Annotated in this window: 27 protein-coding genes; 11 read left to right on the top strand and 16 right to left on the bottom strand. The window is 56.6% G+C overall.

The window, feature by feature from the left end; all coding sequences use genetic code 11:
• Positions 1 to 191 precede the first annotated feature (191 nt).
• Positions 192 to 1,811: a methyl-accepting chemotaxis protein gene (locus tag ABMA60_RS02245; protein ID WP_392798061.1), complete on the top strand. Its 1,620-nt coding sequence runs from the start codon at positions 192 to 194 to the stop codon at positions 1,809 to 1,811.
• On the opposite strand, the gene recQ is transcribed toward ABMA60_RS02245, so the two are convergent.
• Complete coding sequence (recQ, locus tag ABMA60_RS02240; protein ID WP_392798058.1) at positions 1,792 to 3,612, bottom strand: DNA helicase RecQ; 1,821 nt, start codon at positions 3,610 to 3,612, stop codon at positions 1,792 to 1,794. The two genes, ABMA60_RS02245 and recQ, sit on opposite strands and share 20 nt — an antisense overlap.
• Before the next feature lie 215 nt (positions 3,613 to 3,827).
• On the opposite strand from recQ, the gene ABMA60_RS02235 reads away from it, so the two are divergent.
• From ABMA60_RS02235 to ABMA60_RS02225, 3 genes are read left to right on the top strand one after another with little or no spacing between them, the layout of a single operon-like run.
• A complete protein-coding gene (locus tag ABMA60_RS02235) occupies positions 3,828 to 5,666 on the top strand; it encodes a patatin-like phospholipase family protein (RefSeq protein ID WP_392798055.1) in 1,839 nt (612 codons plus the stop codon).
• A gap of 35 nt (positions 5,667 to 5,701) precedes the next feature.
• On the top strand, positions 5,702 to 5,983 hold the full coding sequence (locus ABMA60_RS02230; protein ID WP_392798052.1) for a hypothetical protein: 282 nt from the start codon (positions 5,702 to 5,704) through the stop codon (positions 5,981 to 5,983).
• Positions 5,984 to 6,037: 54 nt separating this feature from the next.
• Positions 6,038 to 7,714: an isovaleryl-CoA dehydrogenase gene (locus ABMA60_RS02225; protein ID WP_392798049.1), complete on the top strand. Its 1,677-nt coding sequence runs from the start codon at positions 6,038 to 6,040 to the stop codon at positions 7,712 to 7,714.
• 211 nt (positions 7,715 to 7,925) lie between these two features.
• Here ABMA60_RS02225 and ABMA60_RS02220 read toward each other — a convergent pair whose 3' ends face one another.
• On the bottom strand, positions 7,926 to 8,861 hold the full coding sequence (locus ABMA60_RS02220) for a LysR family transcriptional regulator (protein ID WP_392798046.1): 936 nt from the start codon (positions 8,859 to 8,861) through the stop codon (positions 7,926 to 7,928).
• Positions 8,862 to 8,989: 128 nt separating this feature from the next.
• Between ABMA60_RS02220 and ABMA60_RS02215 the strand changes: the two genes are divergently transcribed.
• The 3 genes from ABMA60_RS02215 to ABMA60_RS02205 are packed head-to-tail and all read left to right on the top strand — an operon-like array spanning position 8,990 to position 12,780.
• Positions 8,990 to 10,660 (top strand): alpha-glucosidase, encoded by a 1,671-nt coding sequence (locus tag ABMA60_RS02215; protein ID WP_392798043.1) that lies wholly within the window; start codon positions 8,990 to 8,992, stop codon positions 10,658 to 10,660.
• Positions 10,660 to 12,330, top strand: coding sequence for an alpha-glucosidase (locus ABMA60_RS02210; protein WP_392798040.1), 1,671 nt, complete (start codon positions 10,660 to 10,662; stop codon positions 12,328 to 12,330). Before ABMA60_RS02215 ends, ABMA60_RS02210 begins: the two co-directional genes overlap by 1 nt.
• Positions 12,331 to 12,339: 9 nt before the next feature.
• Positions 12,340 to 12,780, top strand: a complete 441-nt coding sequence (locus ABMA60_RS02205) for a DUF1284 domain-containing protein (protein WP_392798037.1) — start codon at positions 12,340 to 12,342, stop codon at positions 12,778 to 12,780.
• Here the strand turns inward: ABMA60_RS02205 and ABMA60_RS02200 are convergent.
• From ABMA60_RS02200 to ABMA60_RS02175, 6 genes are all read right to left on the bottom strand, one after another.
• The gene (locus tag ABMA60_RS02200; RefSeq protein WP_392798034.1) at positions 12,765 to 13,739 is read right to left on the bottom strand and encodes a Gfo/Idh/MocA family protein; all 975 of its coding nucleotides are present in this window, start codon (positions 13,737 to 13,739) and stop codon (positions 12,765 to 12,767) included. The two genes, ABMA60_RS02205 and ABMA60_RS02200, sit on opposite strands and share 16 nt — an antisense overlap.
• 44 nt (positions 13,740 to 13,783) lie before the next feature.
• Positions 13,784 to 14,302, bottom strand: a complete 519-nt coding sequence (locus ABMA60_RS02195) for a hypothetical protein (RefSeq protein ID WP_392798031.1) — start codon at positions 14,300 to 14,302, stop codon at positions 13,784 to 13,786.
• A 64-nt stretch (positions 14,303 to 14,366) separates the two neighbouring features.
• A complete protein-coding gene (locus ABMA60_RS02190) occupies positions 14,367 to 14,828 on the bottom strand; it encodes a PspC domain-containing protein (protein ID WP_392798028.1) in 462 nt (153 codons plus the stop codon).
• Positions 14,829 to 14,842: 14 nt separating this feature from the next.
• Positions 14,843 to 15,079: an envelope stress response membrane protein PspB gene (gene pspB, locus ABMA60_RS02185; protein WP_392798025.1), complete on the bottom strand. Its 237-nt coding sequence runs from the start codon at positions 15,077 to 15,079 to the stop codon at positions 14,843 to 14,845.
• 18 nt (positions 15,080 to 15,097) lie between these two features.
• Positions 15,098 to 15,769 (bottom strand): phage shock protein PspA, encoded by a 672-nt coding sequence (gene pspA / locus ABMA60_RS02180; protein ID WP_392798022.1) that lies wholly within the window; start codon positions 15,767 to 15,769, stop codon positions 15,098 to 15,100.
• Positions 15,770 to 15,782: 13 nt separating this feature from the next.
• Positions 15,783 to 15,962 carry a hypothetical protein gene (locus tag ABMA60_RS02175; protein WP_392798019.1) on the bottom strand — a complete coding sequence of 60 codons (180 nt, stop codon included), beginning with the start codon at positions 15,960 to 15,962 and terminating at the stop codon, positions 15,783 to 15,785.
• Positions 15,963 to 16,156: 194 nt separating this feature from the next.
• Between ABMA60_RS02175 and ABMA60_RS02170 the strand changes: the two genes are divergently transcribed.
• Together ABMA60_RS02170 and ABMA60_RS02165 are read left to right on the top strand one after the other, a co-directional pair.
• Positions 16,157 to 17,152, top strand: a complete 996-nt coding sequence (locus ABMA60_RS02170) for a sigma 54-interacting transcriptional regulator (protein WP_392798016.1) — start codon at positions 16,157 to 16,159, stop codon at positions 17,150 to 17,152.
• Between the two features lie 60 nt (positions 17,153 to 17,212).
• The gene (locus tag ABMA60_RS02165; RefSeq protein ID WP_392798013.1) at positions 17,213 to 17,566 is read left to right on the top strand and encodes a hypothetical protein; all 354 of its coding nucleotides are present in this window, start codon (positions 17,213 to 17,215) and stop codon (positions 17,564 to 17,566) included.
• Positions 17,567 to 17,632: 66 nt separating this feature from the next.
• Here the strand turns inward: ABMA60_RS02165 and glnK (ABMA60_RS02160) are convergent, their stop codons facing one another.
• From glnK (ABMA60_RS02160) to glnK (ABMA60_RS02150), 3 genes are all read right to left on the bottom strand, one after another.
• Complete coding sequence (gene glnK, locus ABMA60_RS02160) at positions 17,633 to 17,971, bottom strand: P-II family nitrogen regulator (RefSeq protein ID WP_108163795.1); 339 nt, start codon at positions 17,969 to 17,971, stop codon at positions 17,633 to 17,635.
• 156 nt (positions 17,972 to 18,127) lie between these two features.
• Positions 18,128 to 19,393 (bottom strand): ammonium transporter, encoded by a 1,266-nt coding sequence (locus tag ABMA60_RS02155; protein WP_392798009.1) that lies wholly within the window; start codon positions 19,391 to 19,393, stop codon positions 18,128 to 18,130.
• A 33-nt stretch (positions 19,394 to 19,426) separates the two neighbouring features.
• Entirely contained in the window at positions 19,427 to 19,765 is a 339-nt protein-coding gene (gene glnK / locus ABMA60_RS02150) for a P-II family nitrogen regulator (protein WP_108124296.1), read from the bottom strand.
• 438 nt (positions 19,766 to 20,203) lie between these two features.
• Here glnK (ABMA60_RS02150) and ABMA60_RS02145 point away from each other — a divergent pair, with 438 nt between their 5' ends.
• Together ABMA60_RS02145 and ABMA60_RS02140 are read left to right on the top strand one after the other, a co-directional pair.
• Positions 20,204 to 20,464: an accessory factor UbiK family protein gene (locus ABMA60_RS02145; RefSeq protein WP_392798005.1), complete on the top strand. Its 261-nt coding sequence runs from the start codon at positions 20,204 to 20,206 to the stop codon at positions 20,462 to 20,464.
• Positions 20,465 to 20,542: 78 nt separating this feature from the next.
• Complete coding sequence (locus ABMA60_RS02140; RefSeq protein ID WP_392798002.1) at positions 20,543 to 21,109, top strand: hypothetical protein; 567 nt, start codon at positions 20,543 to 20,545, stop codon at positions 21,107 to 21,109.
• Here ABMA60_RS02140 and ABMA60_RS02135 read toward each other — a convergent pair.
• The 5 genes from ABMA60_RS02135 to ABMA60_RS02115 all read right to left on the bottom strand — a co-directional run bounded on the left by ABMA60_RS02135 (position 21,106) and on the right by ABMA60_RS02115 (position 26,777).
• Positions 21,106 to 22,005 (bottom strand): aspartoacylase, encoded by a 900-nt coding sequence (locus tag ABMA60_RS02135; RefSeq protein WP_392797999.1) that lies wholly within the window; start codon positions 22,003 to 22,005, stop codon positions 21,106 to 21,108. The genes ABMA60_RS02140 and ABMA60_RS02135 overlap by 4 nt on opposite strands.
• A 100-nt stretch (positions 22,006 to 22,105) precedes the next feature.
• Positions 22,106 to 23,035 (bottom strand): isopenicillin N synthase family dioxygenase, encoded by a 930-nt coding sequence (locus ABMA60_RS02130; protein WP_392797995.1) that lies wholly within the window; start codon positions 23,033 to 23,035, stop codon positions 22,106 to 22,108.
• Positions 23,036 to 23,110: 75 nt separating this feature from the next.
• The gene (locus ABMA60_RS02125) at positions 23,111 to 24,085 is read right to left on the bottom strand and encodes an ABC transporter permease (RefSeq protein ID WP_392800400.1); all 975 of its coding nucleotides are present in this window, start codon (positions 24,083 to 24,085) and stop codon (positions 23,111 to 23,113) included.
• 8 nt (positions 24,086 to 24,093) lie between these two features.
• Entirely contained in the window at positions 24,094 to 25,227 is a 1,134-nt protein-coding gene (locus tag ABMA60_RS02120) for an ABC transporter permease (protein WP_392797992.1), read from the bottom strand.
• On the bottom strand, positions 25,224 to 26,777 hold the full coding sequence (locus ABMA60_RS02115) for an ABC transporter ATP-binding protein (RefSeq protein WP_392797989.1): 1,554 nt from the start codon (positions 26,775 to 26,777) through the stop codon (positions 25,224 to 25,226). Before ABMA60_RS02115 ends, ABMA60_RS02120 begins: the two co-directional genes overlap by 4 nt.
• Positions 26,778 to 26,880: the final 103 nt, after the last annotated feature.

Raw genomic sequence — 26,880 nt, 5'->3', positions numbered from 1 at the left:
ATTGGCAAAGCACCCTGAGCGCTTCGGAGGTTTGGATACAGCGATGGCGCAGGAAGTTCCGAGGTCTGGAAATTTTTTTCGTGTTGATCGCCTGGGAACTTTTAAAGCGCCTCTCGGTCTGCAGATGACATCGCTCGGCCGGGCGATGCACAAACCGACACCCGCGGTCGGTACTGCCAAGAGGAAAGGCTATGCGCATTCGAGGACGTCTGGCGGTCAGCTACGCCGTTTTATTGTTGTTTATCTTTGCGGTGGTGCTGGTCGCCGTACAGCGTTTTGATCGCTTGTCGAATCAGTTGCAGGCGGTGGTCGAACGCGATGCGGCCTTGGTTGAGTTAACCAGTTCGGTGAACCTGGATGCCGAGAGTATTGCCGGTCGTTTGCTGTTGTTGTTTATCGTCGAAGATCGCGATGCCCGGGTAGACTTGTATAAAGATATTGATGCGCGCAACCGTAATATCGATGCCGCCGTTGAGCGTCTGGCGACCTTGCTGGCCAACTCCCCCCAAGCCAGCCAATTGCAACAACTGAGCGAGCAGCGCCGTTTGTATCAGGATCAATTGCAGCTGACGGTAGAGACGCTGGAATTTGGCGATCGCTCCGAAGCACGCCGCCAAATGGCCGGTGCCACCCGCGATGCGCTCAACCGTTTGCTGCAATTAACCAGCGAGCTGGAACAACAACAGCGCCAGGTGATGGCCTCGCGTCAGCAACAGACGCTGGCGGCGACGCAACACTCAGTCTGGTTGGTGACCTTTCTCGGTCTGGCCGCGCTGCTTGCTGGAGTGCTGATGGCCGCCTTAATTACACCGAGTATTGTGCGGCCGTTGCGTTCGGCGGTGGGTGCCGCCGACGCCATCGCCTCGGGCAATTTACAGCATGACGTTGCCCGCGGTGGCCGCGATGAAATCGGCCAACTGCTGCGCAGTTTTTCGGTGATGCGCGAACAGTTGCACCGTGTTATCGGCACCATTCGCGCCAACGCCATGGCGGTCAGCCAGGCCGCGGGACAGCTGCGTCAGTTCACCACCGAGGTGCAGAGCGACAGCGCCGGTCAGCATGACCTGGCACAACAGATTGATCTGTCCGTCGGTCAGCTGTCGGCCGACAGCCAGGCCATGGCGAGCAATGTTGAGGTGGCTCGGGATCAGGCATCGCGGGCGCGGGCGCTGGCACGTGACGGTGTAGCCGGTGTCACTCTGGCGGCCGATGGCATTCGTCATACCGCTGAACTGATCGACCAGTCGGCAGCCAGCATTGAACGTTTAAGTGAAAGTGCCAGCGAGGTGATTGGCGCGGTTAGCCAGATTCGCGAGATCGCCGATCAAACCAACTTGCTCGCGCTGAATGCGTCGATTGAAGCGGCGCGCGCCGGCTCCGAAGGCCGGGGTTTTGCCGTGGTGGCTGACGAAGTCCGGCAACTGGCAACGCGCACCGGCGAAGTGACCGATGACATCAATCGCATTCTCGGTCGCATCAACGACCAGACCGATCAGGCGGCGCAGCGTATTCGGGCCGGCAAGGCGGGAATGGATGAAGGGGTGGAATTAATCGGGCGTATTGTTGAACCGCTCACCGAACTCGACGCCGATGCGCAAGCCTCGCTCGACAGCCTCGAACATCTGGCTGAGTTGGCGACGCATCAGGCCGATGCCAGTCAGTCGATTTCCCAGCGCGTCAGTGACATCACTCAGATGGCCCAGACCAGCCACAGCGCCACCTTGAAGTTAGCCCAATTGGGTGAGCATTTGCTGGCAACGGCTCAAGGTACCGAAACCGCCGTCGGCCGTTTTACGCTGGACGCTGATTAAGATCATCGTCGAAAACCGCCAGGAAAGCCGCGCCATAACGCTCCAGCTTGGCGTCACCGACACCCGATACTTCGCTCATCTCAGCCAGGGTGGTCGGGCGTCGCGCCAGCATCTCAGCGAGCGTTTTATCGTGAAACACCATAAAGGGCGGAATGCCCTGGTCGTCGGCCAGCTGTTTGCGACAGGCGCGCAAGGCTTGCCACAACGGCTGGTTGGCGTCTTCGATCTGGGCCGGTGCTGGTCGCGTGCCAGAGCGGCTGGACGTACGTTCCGGCAGACTGTCTTTGCGCAGGCTGACGGTCTGCTCGCCTTTCAGCACCGGTCGGCAGGCATCGGTTAACTGCAAGCCGCCGTAGCCATCCGGATCAACTGCGAGTAGTCCCGTCGCCACCAACTGACGCAACACCGAGCGCCATTCGTTGGCCGACAGTTCCATGCCAATGCCGTAGGTCGATAATTGGTGATGACCGAGCCGGCGCAACTTTTCATTGTCGCTGCCACGTAACACATCGATTAGATGATTGGCGCCAAAACGCTGGCCAGTGCGGTATACGCAGGACAAGGCTTTGCGCACTGCCTCGGTAGCGTCCCAGCTTTCAACCGGATGCAGACAGGTATCGCAGTTGCCGCACGGCTCGGGCAGTTCATCGCCAAAATAACGCAGCAAAACCTGGCGCCGACAGCTGGTGATTTCGCACAGCCCCAGCATGGCATTCAGCCGTTGTTGTTCGTAACGCTGATGTTCTTCACTGCCTTGCGATTGCGCCATCATCTGGCGCAGTTTGACGACGTCTTCAAAGCCATAAAACAACACCGCCGTCGAGGGTTCGCCATCACGACCGGCGCGACCGGTTTCCTGATAGTAAGCCTCGATGCTTTTGGGCAAATCCAGATGCACCACAAAACGCACATCCGGTTTGTCGATGCCCATGCCGAAGGCGATGGTCGCCACCATGATAATGCCGTCTTCGCGCAGAAAACGTTGCTGATGATCCTGACGAACGGCGGCATCCAAACCAGCGTGATAGGGCAGTGCATTAAAGCCTTGCTGCACCAGCCAGTCGGCGGTTTGTTCGACTTTTTTGCGCGACAAACAATAGACAATCCCCGCCTGCTCACCGCCTTCGTCTTTTAAAAAGCGCAGCAATTGTTGACGCGGTTGTTGCTTGGCCTGAATGCGGTATTGGATATTGGGTCGATCGAAACCACCGACAAAAGCCGGCGCCTGGGTTAACCCCAAACGCTGTTGAATATCGACCCGGGTACGGGCGTCGGCGGTGGCCGTCAAAGCAATGCGTGGAATGTTGGGGAAGCGTTCGGCGAGCAATCCCAGTTTTAAATAATCGGCGCGGAAATCGTGGCCCCACTGGGAAACACAGTGCGCTTCATCGATGGCAAACAAGGCCAGCGGCGCGCGATTAAGCAGGTCGAGAGTGCGCTCCTGAATCAGTCGTTCCGGCGCGATGTAAAGCAAGTCCAGCTCGCCGGCGAGCAGCGCATTTTCGGTGTCGCGCACCGCCTCGAACGACAGCGTTGAATTGAGAAAACCGGCGCGGACGCCGAGTTCACGCAGCGCATTAACCTGGTCCTGCATCAGGGCGATCAGCGGAGAGATCACCACCCCAACACCAGCCCGAACCAGCGCCGGCACCTGATAACACAGCGACTTGCCGCCGCCGGTGGGCATCAGCACCAGGCAATCGCCACCGGCAACCAGGGTATTGATGATGGTCTCCTGATCGCCGCGAAAGGCGTCGTAACCGAAGACGTGTTGCAGAACGGAGTGAGGAGTCGCTGTCATAAGGCCAGTATATCGACCCTGCCCGGCCACCGATACGCCAGGGAAGCTGAGTTGTTATGTGCTCAGGGTTATCGGCAACCGGCACTGAGAGAGCGGTTTCCGGCCCAGCTTCGACCACTGTTATTTGACCCATTAAGGCGTATTATCAGCCTTGGCTTGGAAGCCGTCTTACGTAGGAAAACAACTGCCAAGGAGGACGCATCTTGGTTGCAAGGATGACCGACCCCAGAGCTCACCGGAACGAGCTGCTGACTCACCACCTCAATACCTTTCTCAGTGATCTAGAACCAGCCGCGTTACAACAGGTTCGCGATCGCCTCACCTGGGTAGAAATCAAATCCGGCGAGCGCCTGATGACGCAGGGCGATCCAGGCGATTCGCTCTACCTGACCATCAGCGGCCGATTGCGCGTTTATGTCACCGACGAACACGGCATAACCCGGCGGGTTCAGGAGCTTGGCCGTGGCGAAGTGATCGGTGAGATGAGCCTCTACACCGGCAAGCCTCGTTCAGCGACAGTAGTGGCACTGCGCGATTCGGTGCTGGTTCGCCTCGATCAGACGCACTTTGAAGAACTGCTGGCCAACAGCCTGCATCTGTCGTTGACCTTGCCGCGCAAAATTATCGAGCGGTTGCAGCAGCCGCAGCATCGTCGTACCGAACCGCGACCGGTGACGCTGACCTTAATTCCGATCAGCGCCAGCGTCGATGTGGTCGACTTCGCCGAGCGCTTTCGCCAGCCACTGTCATCACTGGGCCGGGTATACGTTCTGACCGCCGAACAGGCAGATGCCGATATCGACAGCGCCGGCCTGGCTCGTGACGAAGGCGGCGACGGCTACCGGCAGCATCGACTGGCGCTGCATCTCGATGCGCTGGAAGCCCAATACGACTATGTGTTACTGGTCGCCGACCCTACGCCCAATGCCTGGACGCGGTTTTGCTGCAGCCACAGTGACGAGCATCTGTTGTTGGCCGACGCCAACGACCCCATCCAACTGCACCCGACGGAAACGGATATTCTGGAAAACACTCCGCCAGGGCTGGACGTCGCCCAACGCCTGGTGCTGTTGCATGCCGAGGACGCGGTATCGCCGCGCCACACCGCCGACTGGCTTAACCGCCGCCCGGTCACCGACCATCTGCACGTACGACCGCAACGCGATAGAGATCTGGCGCGTCTGGCGCGCATTGAAAACCGCACTGCTGTCGGTCTGGTACTGGCCGGAGGTGGCGCTCGCGGCCTGGCTCATATGGGCGTAATGCAGGCACTGAATGAAGCTGGTATCGATGTCGATGTGGTGGGCGGCACCAGCATTGGCGCCATCATGGCGGCGGTGATCGCCACCGATAAACCGGTTGCTCACATGCAGGATGCTTGCCGTAAAGCCTTCAGCAAAAGCCCGACCGGCGACTACAACTGGCTGCCGCTGATCTCGCTGATTCGTGGCCGCCGCCTGCGCACGCTGATCGACGAATCGTTTCGCGAACTTATGGGTCACCCCGGCCAACTGGAAGACTTATGGCTGCCGTTTTACTGCATTGCCACCAACTATTCACACGCCCGCGAAGACGTGCTGCGGCGCGGCGATTTGACCCGCGCCTTACGCGCTACCTGCGCCATTCCTGGAGCGTTGCCGCCCATTCTTAAAGACGGCGACCTCTTGTGCGATGGGGCAACGCTGAACAACTTTCCGGTTAACGTTATGCGTTCGGTGCAAGGGGTTGGCACCGTCATTGGCGTGGACCTCGGCACTCGCACCGCCCAGCCACTGAGCTTTGACGAAATACCCGGTACCTGGGCTTTGTTGTTCGACCGACTGCGCAGCAAAAACAAGCGGCGCTATAAGTTGCCGTCGCTGGCGACCTATCTGGTCAGCGTTAGTTTTATCTACAGCTTTTCACAGCGCGATACCGATAAATCCCTGACCGATATGTACTTTAATCCGCCACTGAAAAGAATCGGCTTACTCGACTGGGGCAGAATGGAAGATATTTTCAAAAGTGGTTACGACTACGCGCGTAAACAATTGCAAAGTGAGCAGTCCGGCTAAACTATAGGGCACCTATTACGCGCAGGAGCACAGCCATGGAGTTGGGATTTGCCGGCGTAGGTGCCTTGATGCTGGCGCTGGTGCTGTTCACCTATTTGCGCATGATCAATGGCCGCGCCGAGGTACGCGAACGACGCAGCAGTAAAGGGCGTCTGGTCATTGAACAAGCCGATACGCTGGTGGCTTTTGGCCGCGAGGCGGACGCCATTCGGCTGCTGGAAAAAGCGCTGGAAAAAGAACCCGGTTCCGTGCCCATCCAGGCCTGTCTGGATCGCATCAAACTGGAAATCGAAGAACGCCAGCAAGACGACAGCTAGTCGCTCAAACCTCGCTGCGCTAGGCTGGCGACAAATAACCAGAGGCAAGCCACCATGAGCGACGCCCCCTTTAACCGCGACCAACATCTGGCCAGCGCCAATACTCACGACGTCATCAACCAACCGACGGCCCTGGCCGATTACAACGTCTATCGCAGCGATCGTGCGCTGCAACACTGGAGCCATCATTTCGGTGCCGGCTGGGCCGAAGACCGACTCAACGACTACGGCGCCCGCGTCGGCGGCGACCTGATTGAAGCCGGTTTCCAGGCCAACGAAGTGCCGCCGACCTTTCATTCGCACAACCGCTTTGGCCACCGCATCGACGAAGTGCGTTTTCACCCGGCCTACCATGAGCTGATGCGCACCGCCGTCGAAGCCGGCATTCCAGCTCTGCCCTGGCGCGATCCAAAACCCGGCGCTCATGTGGCCCGCGCCGGCCTGGAATATTTGCACATGCACGCCGAAGCCGGTTCGGCCTGCCCGCTGACGATGACCTTTGCCGCGGTACCCGCCATTGCCTCCACTCCCGAAATCGCCGAGATATGGCTGCCGAAAATTACCGCGCCGCATTACGACCCACGTAATGTACCTTTCTACGACAAAGCCGGTTTAACCATCGGCATGGCGATGACCGAAAAGCAAGGCGGCTCGGATGTACGCGCCAACACCAGCCGCGCTTATCCATTGGGCAAACGTCAGCCCGGGCAGTTGTATGAGTTGATTGGTCACAAGTGGTTTTGCTCGGCGCCGATGTGCGATGCCTTTCTGGTATTGGCACAAACCGAAAATGGCTTGAGTTGTTTTTTAATGCCGCGCTGGCGTGAAGACGGTCAGAAAAATGCGCTTTTTATTCAGCGCTTAAAAGACAAATTGGGCAATCGCTCCAATGCCTCATCGGAGATCGAATTTCGCGGCGCCCATGCCTGGCTGTTAGGCGAGGAAGGCAAGGGTGTGCGCACCATTATCGAAATGGTAGCGATGACGCGTTTCGATTGTCTGGTTGGTTCGGCGGCATTAATGCGCGCGGCGACCGCTCAGGCGTTGCATCACACCAGCGGTCGCTCGGCCTTTGGTCAGCCGTTGCACGATGCACCACTGATGCAAAACGTGTTGGCGGATTTAGCGATTGAATCCGAAGCGGCGCTGGCCATGAGTCTGCGCGTTGGTCGCGCGCTCGATCACAGCAGCGATGAGTCAGAAAAATTACTGGCGCGCTTAGCCACGGCCGTCGGCAAATACTGGGTCTGCAAACGCACGCCACATTTAACTTATGAAGCCATGGAATGCATCGGCGGTGTCGGTTATGTGGAGGAAAATAGTTTGCCGCGTTTGTATCGCGAAGCGCCGGTCAACGCCATCTGGGAAGGCTCGGGAAATATTCAGTGTCTGGATGTGTTGCGCGCCATCGATCGCGAACCGGCAACGCTTGAAGCACTGCTCACCGAACTCGAAAAAGCCCAAGGTCAGTCGAAAAGTTTTGATCGCGCTTTGACGGAATTAAAACAGCAATTCAGCAACACCGAGCAACTGGAATTTCGGGCGCGAACTTTGGTTGATAAATTAGCCATGACGTTTCAAGCCAGTATTTTATTGCGCGATGGCGATGCAAAAGTGGCCGAAGCTTTTGTTGAATCTCGCTTGAATCCGAATGGCGCTTTTAACTACGGAACTTTGGAACCGGGCGTGGATTGTGCGGGCATTATTGAGCGGGCGAAGCCGGTGCTTTAACTAAGTGTGGTTGGCTTTGGTCCGTGCCCGGTTGTAGCTCAATTTGGCTGACATGCTGCAAGTTTTCCCAGCCACTCAGCAAAGCTGAGTGTCGTTCACCTGCGCGCGAAGCAATGCTTCGCATACTACGCTTGTTTCACCCATGTAAGCTCGGCGGTCCACATCCATGTGGACCGACGGTCAGCCAAATTGAGCTACAACCGAACACTCGCTAAGTGGTCACTTCAATTTTATCCGACTCAGGCAAAGACGCTTTCACGTCATCCATCAAGGCGTTCAACCCATCATCACCAACCCGATCCTCCAACCGATAAACACCCACTTCCATCGCCTCCTGTGGTTCAGTCAGCTCTAACGGCACTACACCGTTTTCAGCCAGCGTCTCAGTCATCGACTCGGGATAAATCATCACCGCCTCGCTGTCGCGCAGAATATCCAGCCCTGCGCTCATAGAGCTGGTCGACCAGACCACACGGTCGGCGAGATGATATTGATGATGCTCGGCTTCCTTAAACTGAGGATCGGTAACCACCGCTCGGCTGTAACGCGTTTCGTCCGGGGTAACGGCCAGGTGTGGGTAGTCGAGCAGATCGACGTAGTTTACCGGCCGGCCCAGCAGCGGATGACCAGCGCGCACAAAGCAGGCGTCGCGCACCTTGAACAAAGGCGTGAACACCGCGCCGCTGTTAGGGTTCAGACCGACGATGCGATGCCCGATGAAGAGGTCTAATTCACCGGCCAGCAGCTGATCCATCGACCTTAGATGGTTACCGATCTCAATATGCGCCGGCGCGGTCGGGTGCTGTTCGCGGTAACGCTGAAACAGGTCGCGGAAAAACAGATGCCACCAGGCCATACCGACACCGATGCGCAAGCCGCTCTCCTGATCGACCTTTAACTGCTGCAACTTTCCCAGCGCGTTGTCGTAGACGCGCTGCATGATGCGCGCCTGTTCGAGCAGAGTTTCGCCGTAAGGCGTCAGCGTCATACCGCGCGGCGAGCGGTTAAATAGGGTGACACCAAGCTGGGTTTCCAGCTTTTTCAGGTTGTGCGTCAGCGTCGGTTGGCTGATAAAAAGCCGCTGCGCCGCCAGACTGACCGAGCGTAATTCGGCCACTGCTAGGAACTGTCGCCAGGCTTTGTCCATGCCCGCCTCTCCGTTATGGCTAGCTATCGAAAAAATCTATAATGAACGCAAAATAAAGCATTTTATCTTTGTTTAACACTCAACTAGGCTGCGCCCAACTCAACCTATTCCTATTGCCGAGGTACAGCATGACTGAACAACGCTGGTGGCACCGCGCCGTCGTCTATCAGATTTATCCGTCTTCCTTTATGGACGCCAATGGCGATGGCATGGGCGACCTGCCCGGCATTATTCAGCGCCTCGATCATCTGGCCGAACTGGGCATTACCGTGATCTGGCTGTCGCCGATTTTTGCGTCGCCGATGGACGACAACGGCTACGACATCTCCGACTACCAAGCCATCGCGCCTCAGTTCGGCACGTTGGACGACCTCGATCGGCTGATCGCCGAAGCCGATCAGCGTGGCATCAAGATCATCCTCGATCTGGTGGTGAACCACTCCAGCGATGAGCATCCCTGGTTCGTCGATGCCAAGTCCTCCAAAGACAGCGACTACCGCGACTTCTATATCTGGCGTCAACCCAAGGCCGACGGTGGACCACCGAGCGAGCTGACTTCTTATTTCAGCGGTTCCATGTGGGAATACGACGAAGCCAGCGGCGAGTATTACTTCCATCAGTTCAGCAAGAAACAGCCCGACCTGAACTGGGATAATCCGGCCGTGCCCGAAGCGGTGCACGCCATGATGAACTGGTGGCTCGATCGTGGCGTCGCAGGCTTCCGCATGGACGTCCTTGATCTGCTGGGCAAGGACGTCGATGGCCAGAAACTGGCCGCCGGCCCGACGCTGCATGAACGCATTCACGCCATGAACCGCGCGACTTACGGACCACGCGATGCGTTGACCGTGGGCGAAACCTGGAGCGTGACGCCAGACACAGCGCCGCTCTATTGCGCGCCCGAGCGCGATGAAATTTCCATGGTGTTCCAGTTCGAACACATCAGCCTGAGCTTCGGCACCTCGGAAGATGGCGCCCCCAGTGGTGGCAAGTGGAACGCCAAGCCGGTCGATCCATTAAAGCTCAAGCAGGTGTTCGCTAAATGGCAGCACGCGCTTGCCGATGGCAAAGGCTGGAATTCGTTGTTCTGGAACAACCACGACCTGCCGCGCGCGGTGTCTGAATTCGGTGACGACGGCGAACATCGCATTCGCTCGGCCAAGATGCTGGCAACGGTGCTGCACGGCCAACAGGGCACGCCCTATATTTATCAGGGCGAAGAGATCGGCATGACTAACGTACGCTTTGATGCCATCGATGATTATCGCGATATCGAAACGCTGAATTTCTATCGCGAATACGGCGAACTCGGCTGGACCCCAGCAGACCGCATGGCGGCTATCTATCGCAACGGCCGCGACAACGCCCGCACACCGATGCAGTGGTCCAGCGAGCCCAACGGCGGCTTCAGCAACGGCACGCCCTGGTTGGCGGTGAATCCGAATTATCGCCACATCAACGTAGCGGCAGACCGCGCCGACCCCGAGGGCATTTTCCAGCACTATCAAACGCTGATTCAGTTGCGCAAAGACAACGACGTTCTGGTCTACGGCAGCTTCAATTTGCTGCTCGAAGACCACCCGACCGTCTTCGCCTACGAGCGTGAACTGAACGGCGAACGCTGGTTGGTGTTGGGTTCGTTCAGCGCCGAGCGCACTCAGCTGCACCTGCCCGCCCAATGGCAAAACACCCTGTGCGACTGCCTGATTCACAACACCAGCGCACGCGGAGCTTTGGGTCAGACGCTCGACCTGGCACCCTATGAAGCCTTTATGCTGCGCGCCCAAGGAAATGACTGATGAAAGCTGCTGTTGAAAGTCGCCGGTGGTGGAAAGAAGCCGTCGTCTACCAGATCTATCCGCGTTCCTTTATGGACGGCAACGGCGATGGCACCGGCGATTTACCGGGCATCATCGAACGCCTGGATTACCTGAAAGATCTGGGCGTCGATGTACTCTGGCTGTGCCCGATCTTCCCCTCGCCGAACGACGACAACGGCTACGACATCTCTGATTACCAAGGCATTTTGTCGGACTTCGGCACCATGGCCGATTTCGATCGTCTGCTGGAACAGGCGCACGCGCGTGGTCTGCGCATTCTGCTTGATCTGGTGGTCAATCATTCCAGTGACGAACATCCCTGGTTCCAACAATCGCGTCAGCCGGACAGCGATAAGCGTGACTGGTATATCTGGCGCGATGGCAAAACGGCTGGCGCACCACCGAATAATTGGGCGAGTATTTTCAGCGGCCCAGCCTGGGAATACGACGATCTCAGCGGCCAGTATTTTCTGCACCTGTTCTCGCGCAAACAGCCGGACCTGAACTGGGAAAACGCCCAGATGCGCGAGGCGGTTTATAAGATGGTGCGCTGGTGGCTCGATAAAGGCGTCGACGGTTTCCGCATCGATGCCATCACCCACATCCGCAAGGAACCGGGCTTTCCGGATTTGCCCAATCCAGAAAATTTAGCGGCGGTGCCGTCGCATGAGATGCATCGCAACAAGGACGGCATTCTTAACTACATCAGCGAACTGTGCGCCGAAACCTTCGCGCACTACGATGTGATGACCGTCGGCGAAGCCAATGGCGTGACCATCGAACAAGCACCGGACTGGGTCGGCGAAGACAAAAACCGCTTCAATATGCTGTTCCAGTTTGAGCAGTTGAAACTCTGGGGCACTGAAGGCAACGACGGCCTCGATTTGCCCAAGCTGAAAAGCACCCTGACGCGCTGGCAAAAAGGTCTCGAAGGTCAGGGTTGGAATGCGCTCTTTGTCGAGAACCACGACATCCCGCGCATTACCTCGACCTGGGGCAACACCGAGGACTACTGGCGCGAAAGCGCCACCGCCATCGCGCTGATGTATTTTATGATGCAGGGCACGCCCTTTATCTATCAGGGCCAGGAACTGGGCATGACCAATCATCCGTTTACCGCCCTGGATCAGTTCGATGACGTGGCAGCGCGCAACCTGATCGCAGAATGGCGCGCCGCAGGCCGCAGTGAAGCCGAGATGCTCGCCGACCTGAAAGACAGCTCACGCGATAACGCCCGCACACCGATGCAATGGAGCCGCGACGACAACGCCGGTTTCAGCACAGCAAAACCCTGGCTGGCGGTGAACCCCAATCATCAATGGCTGAACGCCGCCGACCAGGCTGATGATCCGAACTCGGTGCTTAATTTCTATAAGGCGATGATTCGCCTGCGCCGCGCTGAGCCGACCTTGGTGTACGGCGTTTATGATCTGGTGCTGGAAGACGACGCTCAGCTTTATGCCTACACCCGCAGCCTGGACGGCGAGCAGTTTCTGGTGCTTTGTAACCTCAGCGACGCTGAGTGGCAGGGTGAACTCGGTGCCGCGACGCCGGCGGAAAATGGTTTGTGTCTGAGTAACTATGCCGATGCTGGCGGGAAGTCCGCAACGACATTACAGCCCTGGGAAGCGCGGTTGTATCGGTTGTAAGGATCAAGGATGAGCATCGAACTGCGTGGCCATCATCTGCTGTGCATGCTGACCCACAAAGGCTTGGGTTACAGCGATGAATTCTGCCGCAATTACGACGCTATCATCGCGCGCTTAAATCAGGGAGAGGCAATTGAGCTGATTCGCGGACCGGACCAGATTTGCCAGCCGTTATTGTGCGTAGCAGAGGGTAACTGCGCGCACTGTCACCACGCTCGTATCCACCGGCGTGATGCTCTGGCGATGCGAGCGGTTAGCGAAACGCTGGGTATTGCAGTGGAAGTGGGTCAGCAGCTGGCGTTGGATCAGACAGCAATAGCAGCGCTGCGCCAGGCCTTTGCTCAAGGCCAGTTGCGCAGCGGCTGCTTCGATTGTGAGTGGCATGAGCTGTGTACCGACATCGCCGCGAACGACTACGACGGCACCCTGCTGCATCACTCAAAGGGGTAACGCGGGCCCCACTGGTCGCGAATCCGATCCAGCAAACGAATCAGCGTCAGGCTGTCGGCCTGGGTATGCTCAGCGCAGTCCAGACGACCGGCGGTGATGGCTTCGTTGGTCGCAGTGAATTCGTAGTGATAGCCCTTGCCCAGCAACGGGTAATGCTCGACCGAAACCGGCGCAGTACCTAGTTGCCAATGAGCTCGGTTCGGTGCAAACCACAGCGACTGGATTTCTGCCCAACCTTTTTCACCGCTGATCCAAGCCGTCTGCGGCAACTCGTAATCCAGACTGTAATGCACCGCGCAACGCTCGCCGCCAGCATAACTCAACACCAGATCCGCACTGCGGTCGACGCCGGTTTCACCCAGCCTTACCCGGCCTTCAATCTCGACCGGCTCACCGAACAAATCCAAGGTCAGAATCAACGGATACAAGCCAATATCAAGCAGGGCGCCACCGGCTAAATCCGGGTTATTCAAGCGATGCTCAGGGTCCGCCGGTGAGAGGAAACCGAAGTTCGCCTGGCCGTGGTGCAGCTTGCCCAGCCGGCCGTCACGCGCCTGTTCGAGAATCTGTTGATAGGCCGGGTTAAAGCGCGTCCAGAAGGCTTCCTGGCAGAACACACCCAGCTCCTGCGAACGCTGATACAAACGCTGGGCGTCCGCCAGATTGACCGCCACCGGTTTTTCCACCAGCGCCGCCTTGCCGGCTTCGAGCAAGGCTAATGCCTGATCGACATGACTGGTGTGCGGACTGGCGACATAGACCACATCGATATCCGGGCTGGCCAGAAAGGCGTCCAGATCGCCAAAGGCATGCGGCAAACCGAATTCCCTGGCAAAGGCATCGGCTTTTTGCTGACTGCGTGAATAGACACCGACGAATTCACCGCCACTGCCGTGGCGGGCGTCGTTCACAAACTGATGGGCAATATTGCCCGTTCCCATTACACCCCAACGCAACATGGCGGGCTCTCCTTATTATTGTTTGATGATAGGCCTTGACTGGCTTAGGGCAGCACAACCGAATTCAGAAACAGCTGAGCGCGCGCTTCGCGGTCTTCATTATCGGCCTTATAGAGGACCGACACTTTAAGCCACCGCTCACCGCGCTGGTAGAGGCGGTGACGTTGAATGCGGTTTTCCACATCGATCAGCGCATAACGCGCCAGCGAACCAGTCACTTCAAGCGGCGCATATTCCATGCTGGCAACCTGAGCGCTATCGATTGCTTTCTGGCGCTCCGCCAATTGCGCCAAGGGCACGTCGAGCAGGCCCTGCTGCACCAGAAATTCCAGACCTTTGTTCTTTAACGTCCAGGCGGTACCGGCCTCACCTTCGATCACCTGAGGCTCAGCTTCCCATTGCATCTGCACGCCATCAGCCAGGGTGACAGTACGATAATCCGGCGCATAAGGCATGCGCACATGGGTCGGCCATTGCAAGTAAACAAAGCCGATCAGCAGAACGACAACGACCCAGAAGGTGGGGTTTTTCAAGACAGCAAAGCGAGGGGAGGAATCAGACACAGCAGGCTCCAGATGACAAAAACAACACGACCGGGCAAAACCCGGCCGTGAGTATATCAGAGTGCTAGTCCTGGATTTTGGAGAACTCTTTATCCAATTCATAACGACGTGAAGTGACGTAACGCTCCATGTTTTCGACCCGGCCCAGCGTCTCATCCAGTCGCTGACGTGCACGCTTCAGACGTTCGCCCGGCGGTGCACTGCGATAACGAAACAGATTACGCGGCCGGTCGGTATGCAGGTTTTCATCATACTGATATTCCTGCTCAACCGGCCCCTTTGGGCGCGGTGCCATCACAATACAGGCACCGAGATAGGCCCAGACCGTCAGCATATTGAAGAAGAAAAAGCTGCCGAATACGACCAGCCGCACCACCCAGGGTTCAATATTGAAGTGGTCCGCAAGACCAGCACAAACACCACCGATCCAGCCGTCCCGTTTATTGCGATAGAGGTTCATGCCGAAGCCCTGACGACGACGCGCCCAAAAGCCGAGGCCCTCTTTTTTTCGATGTTGATACGCCATGATGACGGCTCCTGTTATTCGGATTTTCGCTGCCAATTCGGGCTGCGTTCATCGAGGATCAATTCCAACGCAGCCACCCGCTCGTTTAATTGATCCAGGGTGCGCAGCAACTCATCCAACGATGATTGATCGTCCGCATTCAAACTGGCATGCACCCGATTCTTGTAGCGGTAATGCATGAACAGCCACATCGGCATCACAATGACGATGAACAGAATGGTGGGCACGAACATGAATTGAAAAAAGTGCATGCTTGGCTCCTTGTCGCCTTAGCCTTTGTTAGTCTTCTCCAGGTCCGCCTTGAGGCGTTCCAGTTCGGCATTGACGGCATCGTTCTCGGCCAGGCTGTCGATCTCTTGGGCCAGATCTCGTCCGCGTCCCAAGTCCTGTGCTTCGAGCTCACTTTCCATACTGTCCATGCGTCGCTCGTAATGTTCGAACTTCTCGAAGGCATCCTGCAAGTTTTCTCGATGCAGTTGGCGACGCGTTTTCATCCGGGTAGTCACGGTTTGCTGGCGCATGACCAGGGTTTTCTGCTTCGCCTTGGCGTCGTTAAGCTTCGACTGCAGCTGACCGATCTCCTCGGACAACTGGCTTAGATGATCGTCCAGCGCTTCACATTCGCGCTGCAGAATGTCGGCTTCGTCGACCAGGCTTTGCTTTTCCGCCAGCGCTGCGCGCGCCAGATCTTCACGATCTTTTTCCAGCGCCAGTTTGGCTTTGGCTTCCCAGTCATCGACTTCTTTGCGCACTCGCGCCAGGCGTCGTTCGGCGTCTTTGCGATCGGCAATGACCCGCGCTGAGCTGGAACGCACTTCCACCAGCGTCTCTTCCATTTCCTGGATGATCAGGCGGATCATCTTTTGTGGATCCTCAGCGCGATCGAGCAAAGCGTTGAGGTTGGAATTAATGATGTCGGTGAAACGGGAAAAAATACCCATCTTAGTCTCCTCGTTAATGATGGCGCTTGCTGACCGGCAGCAAGCGCTTAAATCCGCGACCAACGGCTTCAATTAAGCCGAATGCCAATGCAAAGCTGACCAGTCCGATCCACCATTGCGTCACCGCCGCCAAGGCGCTGCCCAGGGTAATCATGACCATATACAGCGGTGTCCGTTCTTTTAGTGGGATCATAAGGATGTCCTTTGTCGACACACCTTGAGGCTATATCAGCATTCATGCCAAGTTTATAACCCATTGTTTTTATTATATTTTCTAGAAAAATACAGCCCACACCGATATGATATTTAGCGAAAATGACTAATGCCATTGGTCTAATCAGCTAAAAATTTTAAACTCGAAAAATCCTAACCATCCATGAGCCAGAGATGAGTGACCGCAGCCCCCAACGCCTGCTCGGCGAAAGCCCGGTGTTAGCCGATTTACTGGACCGAACCTCGGAACTCGCACCGCTGCACCGGCCGGTCCTGGTGATTGGCGAGCGCGGTACGGGTAAGGAACTGGTCGCTGAACGGCTGCATTTTCTGTCATCACGCTGGCAACAACCGCTGATTAAGGTGAACTGTGCCGCCATCAGTGAAAGCCTGCTCGACGCCGATTTGTTCGGCTATGAACCGGGCGCTTTCACTGGCGCCAATCGCACCCACATCGGCCGTTTCGAACGCGCTCATGAAGGCACGCTGTTTCTCGATGAAGTCGGCAATATGTCGGCGCCCTTACAGGAGAAGCTGTTGCGGCTGATTGAGTACGGTGAGTTCGAGCGTCTGGGTGGCCAGAAAACGCTGACGGTTGATGTGCGTATTGTCGCCGCCACCAACGAGGACCTGCCGTCACTGGCCGCTCAGGGTCGTTTTCGCAGCGATTTGCTCGATCGCCTGGCCTTCGATGTGCTGACCCTACCGCCCTTACGCGCGCGCCAGGGTGATGTGCAACTGCTGGCCGAACAGTTCGCCATCCAGATGAGCAGCGAGCTGGGTTGGTCGATGTTTCCTGGTTTCAGTGAGGCAGCGCTGGCGGCGCTGAATCAACATCCTTTTCACGGCAATGTGCGCGAGCTGAAGAATGTGATTGAACGCAGTTTGTATCGTTGGGGTGATGAGAACGAAGCCATTGACCGCCTGGTGCTCGATCCCTTCGATTCACCCTGGCGACCGGGTAACGCTGCCGCCGAAGTCTCGCTGACCGCAGGCAGCTTCAATGATCAGGTGGCGCGTTTTGAAATCGGCTTATTGGAAGCGGCGCTGGAGCGCCATGAACGCCATCAAGGCAAGGCTGCGGAGTCGCTGGGTTTGACCTACCATCAATTTCGCAGCCAACTGCGCAAGCACGGACTGATCGGCGGTGCACGACCAAAGTCGCATTGAGGCGACCCCAGCCAGCGCTAAGCTCGGCCAGACGATAATAACAATACAACAGGACAGCCAATGAACCCGAACGTACAACGCATGGCTTTAGCGGGCGTTAGCCTTTTTATGATGGCGCAACTGGGTGCCCAATTTGCTCAGTCACCAATGCAACTGCTGATTGGCTTTGCTGCTGTTGGCATGGTACTTGGCTTTCTGTTTCGCAACGGCCATCGCTATCTGATCAGCGGTTACGCCTTTGGCCTGGCGGCGATGATGTTTATGGACTTCATCATTGGCGGCGCTCTGGTGAAGGTCACCGGCCCGGTTTATGTAGCGGGCTATCTGTTTGCTTCAGCGGCCGGCCTGACCATTCGCTTTATCTGCTTCCAACTGCCGGCCTATTGGGCGGCACGGCGTTCGCGTACCAGTTAAGCCAATGTCAGATGCAAAAAACCCGTCCAATGGACGGGTTTTTTTATTCGCTGAACAACAGCTCAGTCACACAGCATCTTCGCCGGTTTCACCGGTACGGATGCGAATCACCTGCTCCAGCGCTGCCACAAAAATCTTGCCGTCACCGATCTTGCCGGTGTTGGCTGATTTGGAAATCGCATCGATCACGGCTTCCAATTTGTTGTCATCGGTAGCGACTTCAACTTTGATTTTGGGCAAAAAGTCGACGACGTATTCAGCGCCACGATACAGCTCAGTGTGGCCTTTTTGGCGACCAAAGCCTTTCACTTCAGTCACGGTGATGCCCTGTACACCCACTTCAGACAAGGCTTCACGCACATCGTCGAGTTTAAAGGGCTTGATAATTGCGGTTACGAGTTTCATAGCACTCTCCCTCGGAGGTAGTCACGACCCACCTCAAGCATAAACCATGCAGATAGCGCGACAAAATAGAATGCTCCATCGACAACAACGGCCCAAAAAGAAAGGCCCCAAATGGGGCCTTCACTCGGACGAGCCTTGCGGCTCAGTTACTGCAGCTTATTTGCTGGCAGCAGTAAATTCCGGATAGGCATCCATACCGCATTCGGTCAGATCGACGCCTTCGTACTCTTCTTCTTCGCTGACGCGCAGACCCATAACCGCCTTGATAACGCCCCAGACGATCAAGGAAGCGCCGAACACCCAGACGAAGATGGTCAGAGCACCCACCAGCTGGCCGCCGAAGGTGGCATCGCTGTCGCTCAACAGAACCGCGAAGATACCGAACAGACCGACAACACCATGCACAGAGATGGCACCGACCGGATCGTCGATTTTCAGTTTATCCAGAGCAACGATGCTGAACACCACGATCACACCACCGATGGCACCGATGATGGTCGCCAGCAGCGGAGTCGGATCAGCCGGCTCAGCAGTGATCGCAACCAGACCGGCCAGAGCGCCGTTCAGGGCCATGGTCAGGTCAGCTTTCTTGAACCACAGGCGAGCGACGATCAGCGCGGCGATCAAACCACCGGCCGCAGCAGCGTTGGTGTTCAGGAAGACGTTAGCCACTTCGTTGGCAACGGCCATACCGCCCAGTTTCAGGGTAGAACCACCGTTGAAGCCGAACCAGCCCATCCACAGGATGAAGGTACCCAGAGTCGCCAGCGGCAGGTTGGCACCTGGAATGGCGTTGATTTCGCCATTCTTGCCGTATTTGCCTTTGCGTGGGCCCAGTAGCAGAACACCCGCCAGAGCAGCAGCAGCACCGGCCATGTGAACGATACCGGAACCGGCGTAGTCAGAATAACTCAGCGAGTACATGCCGAAGACTTCGTTACCGCCCCAAGTCCAGCCACCTTCGAACGGATAGATGACTGCAGTCATGGCCACAGCGAAGACCAGGAAGGCCCACAGCTTCATACGTTCGGCCACGGCACCGGAAACGATGGACATGGCTGTTGCCACGAACACCACCTGGAAGAAGAAGTCAGAGGCGCCTGAGTAAACAGAGCCGCCGTCAAAACCAGCCTCTTCAGAAGCCGCCAAAGCACCTTCAACGCTGAAGTTGGCCACTGTCTCAACACCTGACAGGAACCAGCCGCCGCCGTACATGAACTGATAACCACAGATCAGGTACATGGTGCAGGCAATCGCATACAGCGCGACGTTTTTGGTCAGAATTTCAGTCGTGTTCTTGGCACGGACCAAGCCAGCTTCCAACATTGCGAAACCAGCGGCCATCCACATGACCAATGCGCCACAGATCAGGAAATAGAACGTATCCATGGCAAATTGCAGTTCAAAAATTTGGTTCTGCATCACCCTTGTCTCCAATTGCTATTTATTTTTTGCTCAGATCGCGTCGTTGCCGGTCTCGCCGGTACGAATGCGAATGGCCTGTTCGAGCGGGGTTACAAAGATCTTGCCGTCACCGATCTTGCCGGTGTTGGCGGCCTTGGAAATGGCCTCGATTGCCCGGTCCAGCAGTTCGTCGGAAACACCGACTTCTACTTTCACTTTGGGCAAGAAATCGACCACATACTCCGCACCCCGATAGAGTTCGGTATGGCCTTTCTGACGTCCGAAACCTTTTACTTCGGTTACGGTGATGCCCTGTACGCCGATTTCAGACAGCGCTTCGCGGACGTCGTCCAACTTAAAGGGCTTGATAATGGCTGATACGAGTTTCATTTTTGTTCACTCCTTTCCGTTCCACCGTTGCACTGAATTGACAGCGCCGGCTCGAGGGGATCGCCCGTCGCAGCCAGTGCTACCGGAAATCACCCGAGTTACAATGTCCAACGCAACGGTTGGCTGCGATTGGAATCGTGTGCGAGGGGGTAAAGCGAAGCCCGTGCCAACTCCGGTCAATGCGATGAATCAAGGATTTACGTAAATGTCGGGTCAAGGATTGAGCGTTATGCGCACAAAATCAGTGCAGCGCACAAAAGCTGTGCGCCGTCAGTGCACACTATTTGCTCAAAGACGGGATAGGGCCTGAAAATCACGAGGTTAGCGCTGATAGCGTTGCCATCATTGCCACAGAAATTTGAATCAAGTCTCCATCTGGTGAGGCTGGCAACGGCGTCTGCTGCTATTTCCAGCCCTGTTTTGGAGCACGGAGGTGCCATGAAATTACCCGAAGATATGCTCGACCAAATCAGTCGTCAGGCCAGTGCCCTGTTCAGTCAGGGACAGCAGGCGCGTGACGACTTGCGCACCAATTTGCGCAGCCTGGTGCAAGCGCAACTGAGTAAACTGGATGTCGTCAGCCGCGACGAGTTTGACGCTCAGCAAGCGGTGCTGGAACGCACCCGGACACAGTTGGCTGAACTGGAAACCCAGCTGAAAGAACTGGAAGCCAAATTGAGCGATTCCTCCTCATCGTGACTTTTACCACTGGGCTGATTGCCAATTGCCGGCAAGATAAGCTCAGTCCGGCCCCTGCCTTGTTATGGAGATATATCAATGCGTGCACTGATCCTTTTACCCCTGGTGGCAATGCTCAGTCTGCCTGCCTTTGCCAAGGATGCCTTGATCGATATGCAGAACGCCCGCTCCGGCGGCTACGGCGGTCCGCTGGTCAAATACGGTCAGTTGGGCGATGAAACCGCCATTATGCTCGGCGGCGAAGGCGCCGGCACCTTTACCACCGGCGTGCATTCATTGCTGATCGGTGGCGCCGGTTATGGCCTGATTAACGAGCCGGAGTGGGGTAACGGTCAAACGCTGGATATGGGTTACGGCGGTTTGCTGATCGGCTACACCCATCGGCCGGATGCGGTCGTGCATGTTGAAACCAAGCTACTGCTGGGTGCGGGATCGGTGTCTCTGAGTGATGGTACCGACGAAGACAACGGCAGCTTTCTGGCCAGCGAAGTCTCTGTCGGCGCGGAAGTGAATCTGACCGATTTTCTGGAAGTGGGTATCGGTGGCGCCTATCGGCTGACCACCGACCCCGATCTGGATGGCGTCAGCGACGACGACCTGTCCGGTGCATCCGTGGTGCTGAGTTTCCAGTTCGGGCAGATTTAATCTGGCTGTGACCCGCGCTCTATGGTGCAAGGACGCATCAAGCTCAAACCAACGTGGCGGTCGTAATAGGCCGCCTCGTTGATAAAGGCGCCGTATAACATCTCTTCACCGTCGTAAGGCAAGGTTTCTCCATCCAGGGTGATAAACAGCGGATCGCCCGGCTTAATCGGCTGATAGTCAGCATCCTGCAGATTCGGATGCACCATGGCAGTAATTTCTCCCCGCTCGTTTTCCGGCAACTGCACCTTGCGCACAAACTGAAAACCCGGCATTGACGTCGCCACTTCGGGCGGTTCCCCACGGTTGACCGCATCCAGATAATCCAGGCAATGACCGGTCACCGCCTCAGTCTGCTGATATACATCCCAGCGCAACAAGCCCTGTGGCACCGGCCCGACTTCAATCAGCAGGCCATATTTGCGGCCCAGTGAAATCAGAAAATTATCTTCCAGCCGCTGCGCCGGCTCATAAAACAAGGTCACTTCCGGCATGCATTGTTTGGCGTAAAACGCCATGCCGGTCACCAAGGGATCCTCCGATTTAATCACCAGAGTGACGCCCATATTGGCGGTAGTGGTGTGCAGATCGAGCACAAAATCGACCCGGGGTTCGTCTTTTGGGCCAAGCAATGAATTCAGCGATTTCGCCCGGTTTTGCTCATAACCGCACAACTCATGATCGTTCAGATCATCCCAACCAAACTGGCGGTTCAGATCCTGATCCAGATAACGACGGTTGTGACCATTCGCCTTGGGATTGGCCAGATGCAACTCAGTAACAAAGCTGTCCCGACAAACCTGTTCGGGGTTATTGCGCCAATGCTTGAGCAGATAAACGCCGGTCAGTTCATTGCCGTGCGTACCGCCGGTGATGGCGACGTGTTTGATGGATGGCATGCAGTGCCTCGATAAGCGTTCCCAATGCCATCCAATATGGGCGAGCGCGCGCAGGGATTCAATGGCAACAGGGCCGGTTCAATCCGGCCCTGGCTGGGTTTTACTTAATCAGACCAATCTGCCGCAGTCGCTCCATCAGATACTCGTCGCTGGTGATCGGTGGATAACGCTTGGGGTTATCCTCGGTCACGCACTGCGGCAAGGCATCCAAAGAGGTGCCCGGATTGGGGTGCACGAAGAAGGGAATGGAGTAGCGCGACACCTTACCGGCATCACCTTTGGGGTTCACCACCCGGTGCGTGGTCGAGGGCAGTACATGATTGGTCAGGCGCTGCAGCATATCGCCGACATTACAGATGATGGTGCCTTCAATCATCGAGATGCCAACCCATTCGCCGCGCTTATTCAACACTTCCAGACCTTCCTGCTCGGAACCAACCAGCAAGGTGATCAGGTTGATGTCTTCGTGCGCACCGGCACGGACATTGGGCAAATTGGGGTCGGTGATCGGCGGGTAATGCAGCGGCCGCAGAATGGAATTGCCGTGGTTAACCTTGTTATCAAAGTAATGCTGATCTTCACCAATAAAGAGCGCGAAGGCGCGCAACAAGGTTACCGACAACGCATCCAGCTCCGAATACAGTCGCAGCATGGCGGTCTTGAATTCAGGTACTTCGGCAGGCCAGACATTGGGTGTCAGGTCTTTATGTGGCGCTTTGCCTGCAATGTCACGGCCGACATGCCAGAACTCTTTCAGATCGACGTGCTCGGCATCTTTGGCGATTTCGGTGCCAAAGGGGGTGTAGCCGCGGGTGCCGCCGTTGTCTTTGAAGTACTGCATCTTGATATCGTCGGGCTGAGCGAACAGCTTTTCCGAGGCGCGCAGCGCATCGATAACGACGGAGCGATCAATACCGTGACCGGTAATGCCAGCAAAACCCCAGGCCTGATAGGCCTCGCCCATTTCACGGACGAAGTCATCGGGGTGGGTATCAAAACGGCTCAGGTCGAGGCTGGGAATGGTGTTCATGAGCATCTCGCTAGGACGGTCCAGCCGTCCGTTTTTTATGATCGGCCCGCCTGCAGGCGGGCGCTTATTATCGTGTTAACTGCGTTCTTTAACGTACGGCTCGCCGATCACTTTGGGCGCCACCGAGCGGCCAATAAAGCCACCGAGCAACACTACGGTCAGGATATAAGGCGTGGCTTCAACCAGTTGCACCGGCACTTCCACACCCAGTAAGACAGCACCCTGGCTGCGAATAGCAATGGCCTCGAGCAAACCGAACAACAGGCAGGCTTGCATCGCCGTGCGCGGACGCCACTTACCGAAAATCAACGCCGCCAGCGCCATATAGCCTTTACCCGCGCTCATGTTGGGCGAGAACTGAGCGGTCACCGCAACCGACAAATAAACGCCGGCAAAGCCGACCAGAATACCGGTCATCAACAACGCCAGATAACGCGTCTTGGCAACCGAAATACCTGCCGTATCGACAGCATGAGGGTTTTCACCCACAGCACGCACGCGCAAACCAAAGCGAGTGCGGAAGAGGATATACCAGCACAGCGGTACGGCGGCGAACGCCAGGTAAACCAGCAAATAATGACCACTGATCAGCTCGGAATAGATACCGCCAATAATGGGCACATCGGCCAGTTGATCGGCAAACGGCAGCGTAATGGGCGTAAAGCGGGCGTGGACGTCGCCAAAAGCCAGGTTGGGCGTATTACCACCCTGGCGGAACCAGTAGTTACCGATGGCGGCGGTCAAACCGGCGGCGAGAATATTGATCGCCAGACCGGAAACCACGTGGTCGCCGTTATGGGTCACGGTCGCGAAGGCGTGCAGCTGGGCGAAGACGATGGACGACAACACACCCGCCAGCAGACCCATCCAGGGCGAACCGAAATAGTAGGCCGCGGATGCACCGAAGAAGGCGCTGACCAGAATCTTGCCTTCCAAAGCGATATTCACAATGCCGGAACGCTCAGAAAACATCCCCGCCAGAGCCGCAAAAATGAGCGGTGTGGCGTTACGCAAGGTGGCGTCGAGGATCACGATAATGCTGTTAAACAGTTCCATGATCAGGCCTCCGCTGGATGTTGATCATCGGCTTTGACATCACGTCGCCGCGCGTAGTTCAGATAGAGCCGTTCAATCGGATGTTTCATCATATGTTGCAGCGCGCCGGAGAACAGAATCACCAGACCCTGCAGCACCACCACGATGCGCGCATCGACGGAATATTCGAACTGCAACTCACTGCCGCCCTGGGTCAAAAAGCCAAACATCAACGACGCCAGCACAATGCCGAACGGATGGTTACGCCCCATCAAGGCCACGGCAATGCCGGTAAAGCCCATCTGGTTAACCAGGTTGAGCTTGATCTGGTGCGCCTGACCTTGCACCACGTTCAGCGCCATAAAGCCGGCCAAAGCACCGGCCACCAACATGGTCAGAATGGTGACGCGGGAAATGCTGATGCCACCGTAACGCGCAGCGCTGGCGTTGCTGCCAACCGAACGGATTTCGTAACCCCAACGGGTGCGCCACAGGAACACCCAGACCGCGAACGCCACAAAGAGCGCCCAGATAATCGACAGATTTAGCGGTGAGGCGGCGATGCGAATGCCGAAGAAGGCAAAGACTTCATGCATCTGCGGGATCCAGCTGGCACGGTCAAAGACCGCACTTTCCACTGACATGGTACCCACCGGCTTGAGGAAATACACCAGCAGGTAATTCATCAACGACGCCGCGATGAAGTTAAACATGATGGTGGTAATCACGATGTGCGAACCGCGATAGGCCTGCAGCGCCGCCGGAATCAACGCCCAAAGCGCGCCAAACACAGCCGCGGCAATGATGCTGATCGGCAACAGCACAATAAAAGGAACATGACCGCCGAGCGCCAGACACACCAAGCCCACACCCAAGGCACCAATATAAGCCTGACCTTCACCGCCAATGTTGAACATGCCGCACTTGAAGGCGACCGCCACCGCCAGCGCCGTGAAGATATAACTGGTCATGTAATAGAGGGTGTAACCGAGACCGTAACCGCTGCCGAAGGCACCGGAAAACATCGATTGCAGCGCCTCGAACGGATTGATGTTCAGGTACAAAAACACCAGACCGGCAGCAACCGCAGCGATCAGAATATTGGCCAGGGGAATAACGCCTACGGTAATCCAGGCGGGAATACGCTGCTGACTCATGCTGAAGCCTCCGCCTGAAGCGCTTTGATTTCATCGGGAACAATGTTGGCCATCATCAGGCCCAGGGTGCGTTCATCGGCTTTGTCGGCCGGTACTTCGCCGACAATGATGCCGTCGAACATCACCAGAATGCGGTCGGCCAGTGAACGGATTTCATCGAGCTCCACCGACACCAGCAAAATCGCCTTGCCAGCATCACGCATTTCCAGAATCCGCTTGTGGATGGATTCGATGGCGCCGATATCGACACCGCGTGTCGGCTGGCCGATCAGCATCACATCGTGGCCCTGCTCCACTTCACGGGCAATCACCAGTTTCTGCTGGTTACCACCGGAGAAGTTGGCGGTTTTCAGGAAAGGGTCCGGCGGTCGAACATCCCAGCTTGCCATCTTGGCCTGGCAATCATCGATCATCGCCTTCTGGCTCATCAGCACGCCGCTGTTATAGCTGGCATCGCGGTGATAACCCAGCACAAAGGCTTCATAGGCGGAAAAAGTGTTGATCAGCCCCATACGGTGGCGATCTTCAGGAATATGCCCAACGCCCAACTGACGGACTTTTTCCGGGTCGATGGCGGTATCCGCCGTTACCGTCTCGCCATTCAGATACAGCTCGCCGGAGTCGATGCGACGAATACCCGCCAGCGCTTCGAGCAGCTCCGACTGACCGTTACCGGACACACCAGCGATACCAACAATCTCACCGGCGCGGACTTGCAAAGACACATCGTTCAGACGTTTCACACCCTGACCATCGGTCAGGCTGATATGGCGCGCAGCCAGCTTAACGTCGCCGGGCTCAGCCTCGCCCTTTTCAACACGCAACAGCACTTTACGGCCGACCATCAACTCAGCCAGATCTTCCTGACTGGTATCGGCGGTTTTTAAGTGCGCCACCATTTCACCGCGACGCATCACCGATACTTCGTCGGTTGCAGCCATGATTTCGCGCAGCTTGTGGGTAATCAGAATAACGGTGGTGCCCTGCTGCTTAAGCGATTCCAACACCTTAAACAGATGCTCGGTTTCCTGCGGCGTCAGTACGCCGGTCGGTTCGTCGAGAATCAGAATACGGGCGCCACGGTAGAGCGCTTTAAGAATTTCGATGCGCTGCTGGTAACCGACCGACAGTTCTTCGACCGGCACATCCAAAGGCACATTCAATTGGTATTCGGAGGCCAGCCGTTCCATTTCGCGGCGGGCTTTACTGAGGCTGGTTTCAATGGCGATTCCATCCTCGGCACCCAGGATGACATTTTCCAGGGCGGTAAAATTCTGAATCAGCATAAAGTGCTGGTGCACCATGCCGATGCCGGCGTTAATCGCCGTTTTTGAATCTTTGATATCGAGCACCTGACCATCGACCAGGACATCGCCTTTATCGGCCGCATAAAAGCCGTAAATGATGCTCATCAGGGTCGATTTACCGGCGCCGTTTTCACCCACGATGCCGTGAATGGTGCCTTGTCGAACCTGAAGGTTAATGTCCTTGTTGGCATGGACGTCGCCGAAGCGCTTGTCGATGCCGCGCAGTTCCAGTGCCATTGCCATGGCAGAATCAGAAGCTGAATCGGGGGGAGTCATGGGTCACCCGGTAATCGTTAGCTAACGGAAGGATAGGCCCGGACCGATCAGGGGTGGAAGACCGGTCAGG

Source organism: Saccharospirillum sp. HFRX-2, from assembly GCF_043196805.1.
GTDB lineage: Bacteria > Pseudomonadota > Gammaproteobacteria > Pseudomonadales > Natronospirillaceae > Saccharospirillum.
The sequence above is the reverse complement of the archived record's forward strand: the minus strand, read 5'-3'. Positions and strand labels throughout refer to the sequence as shown.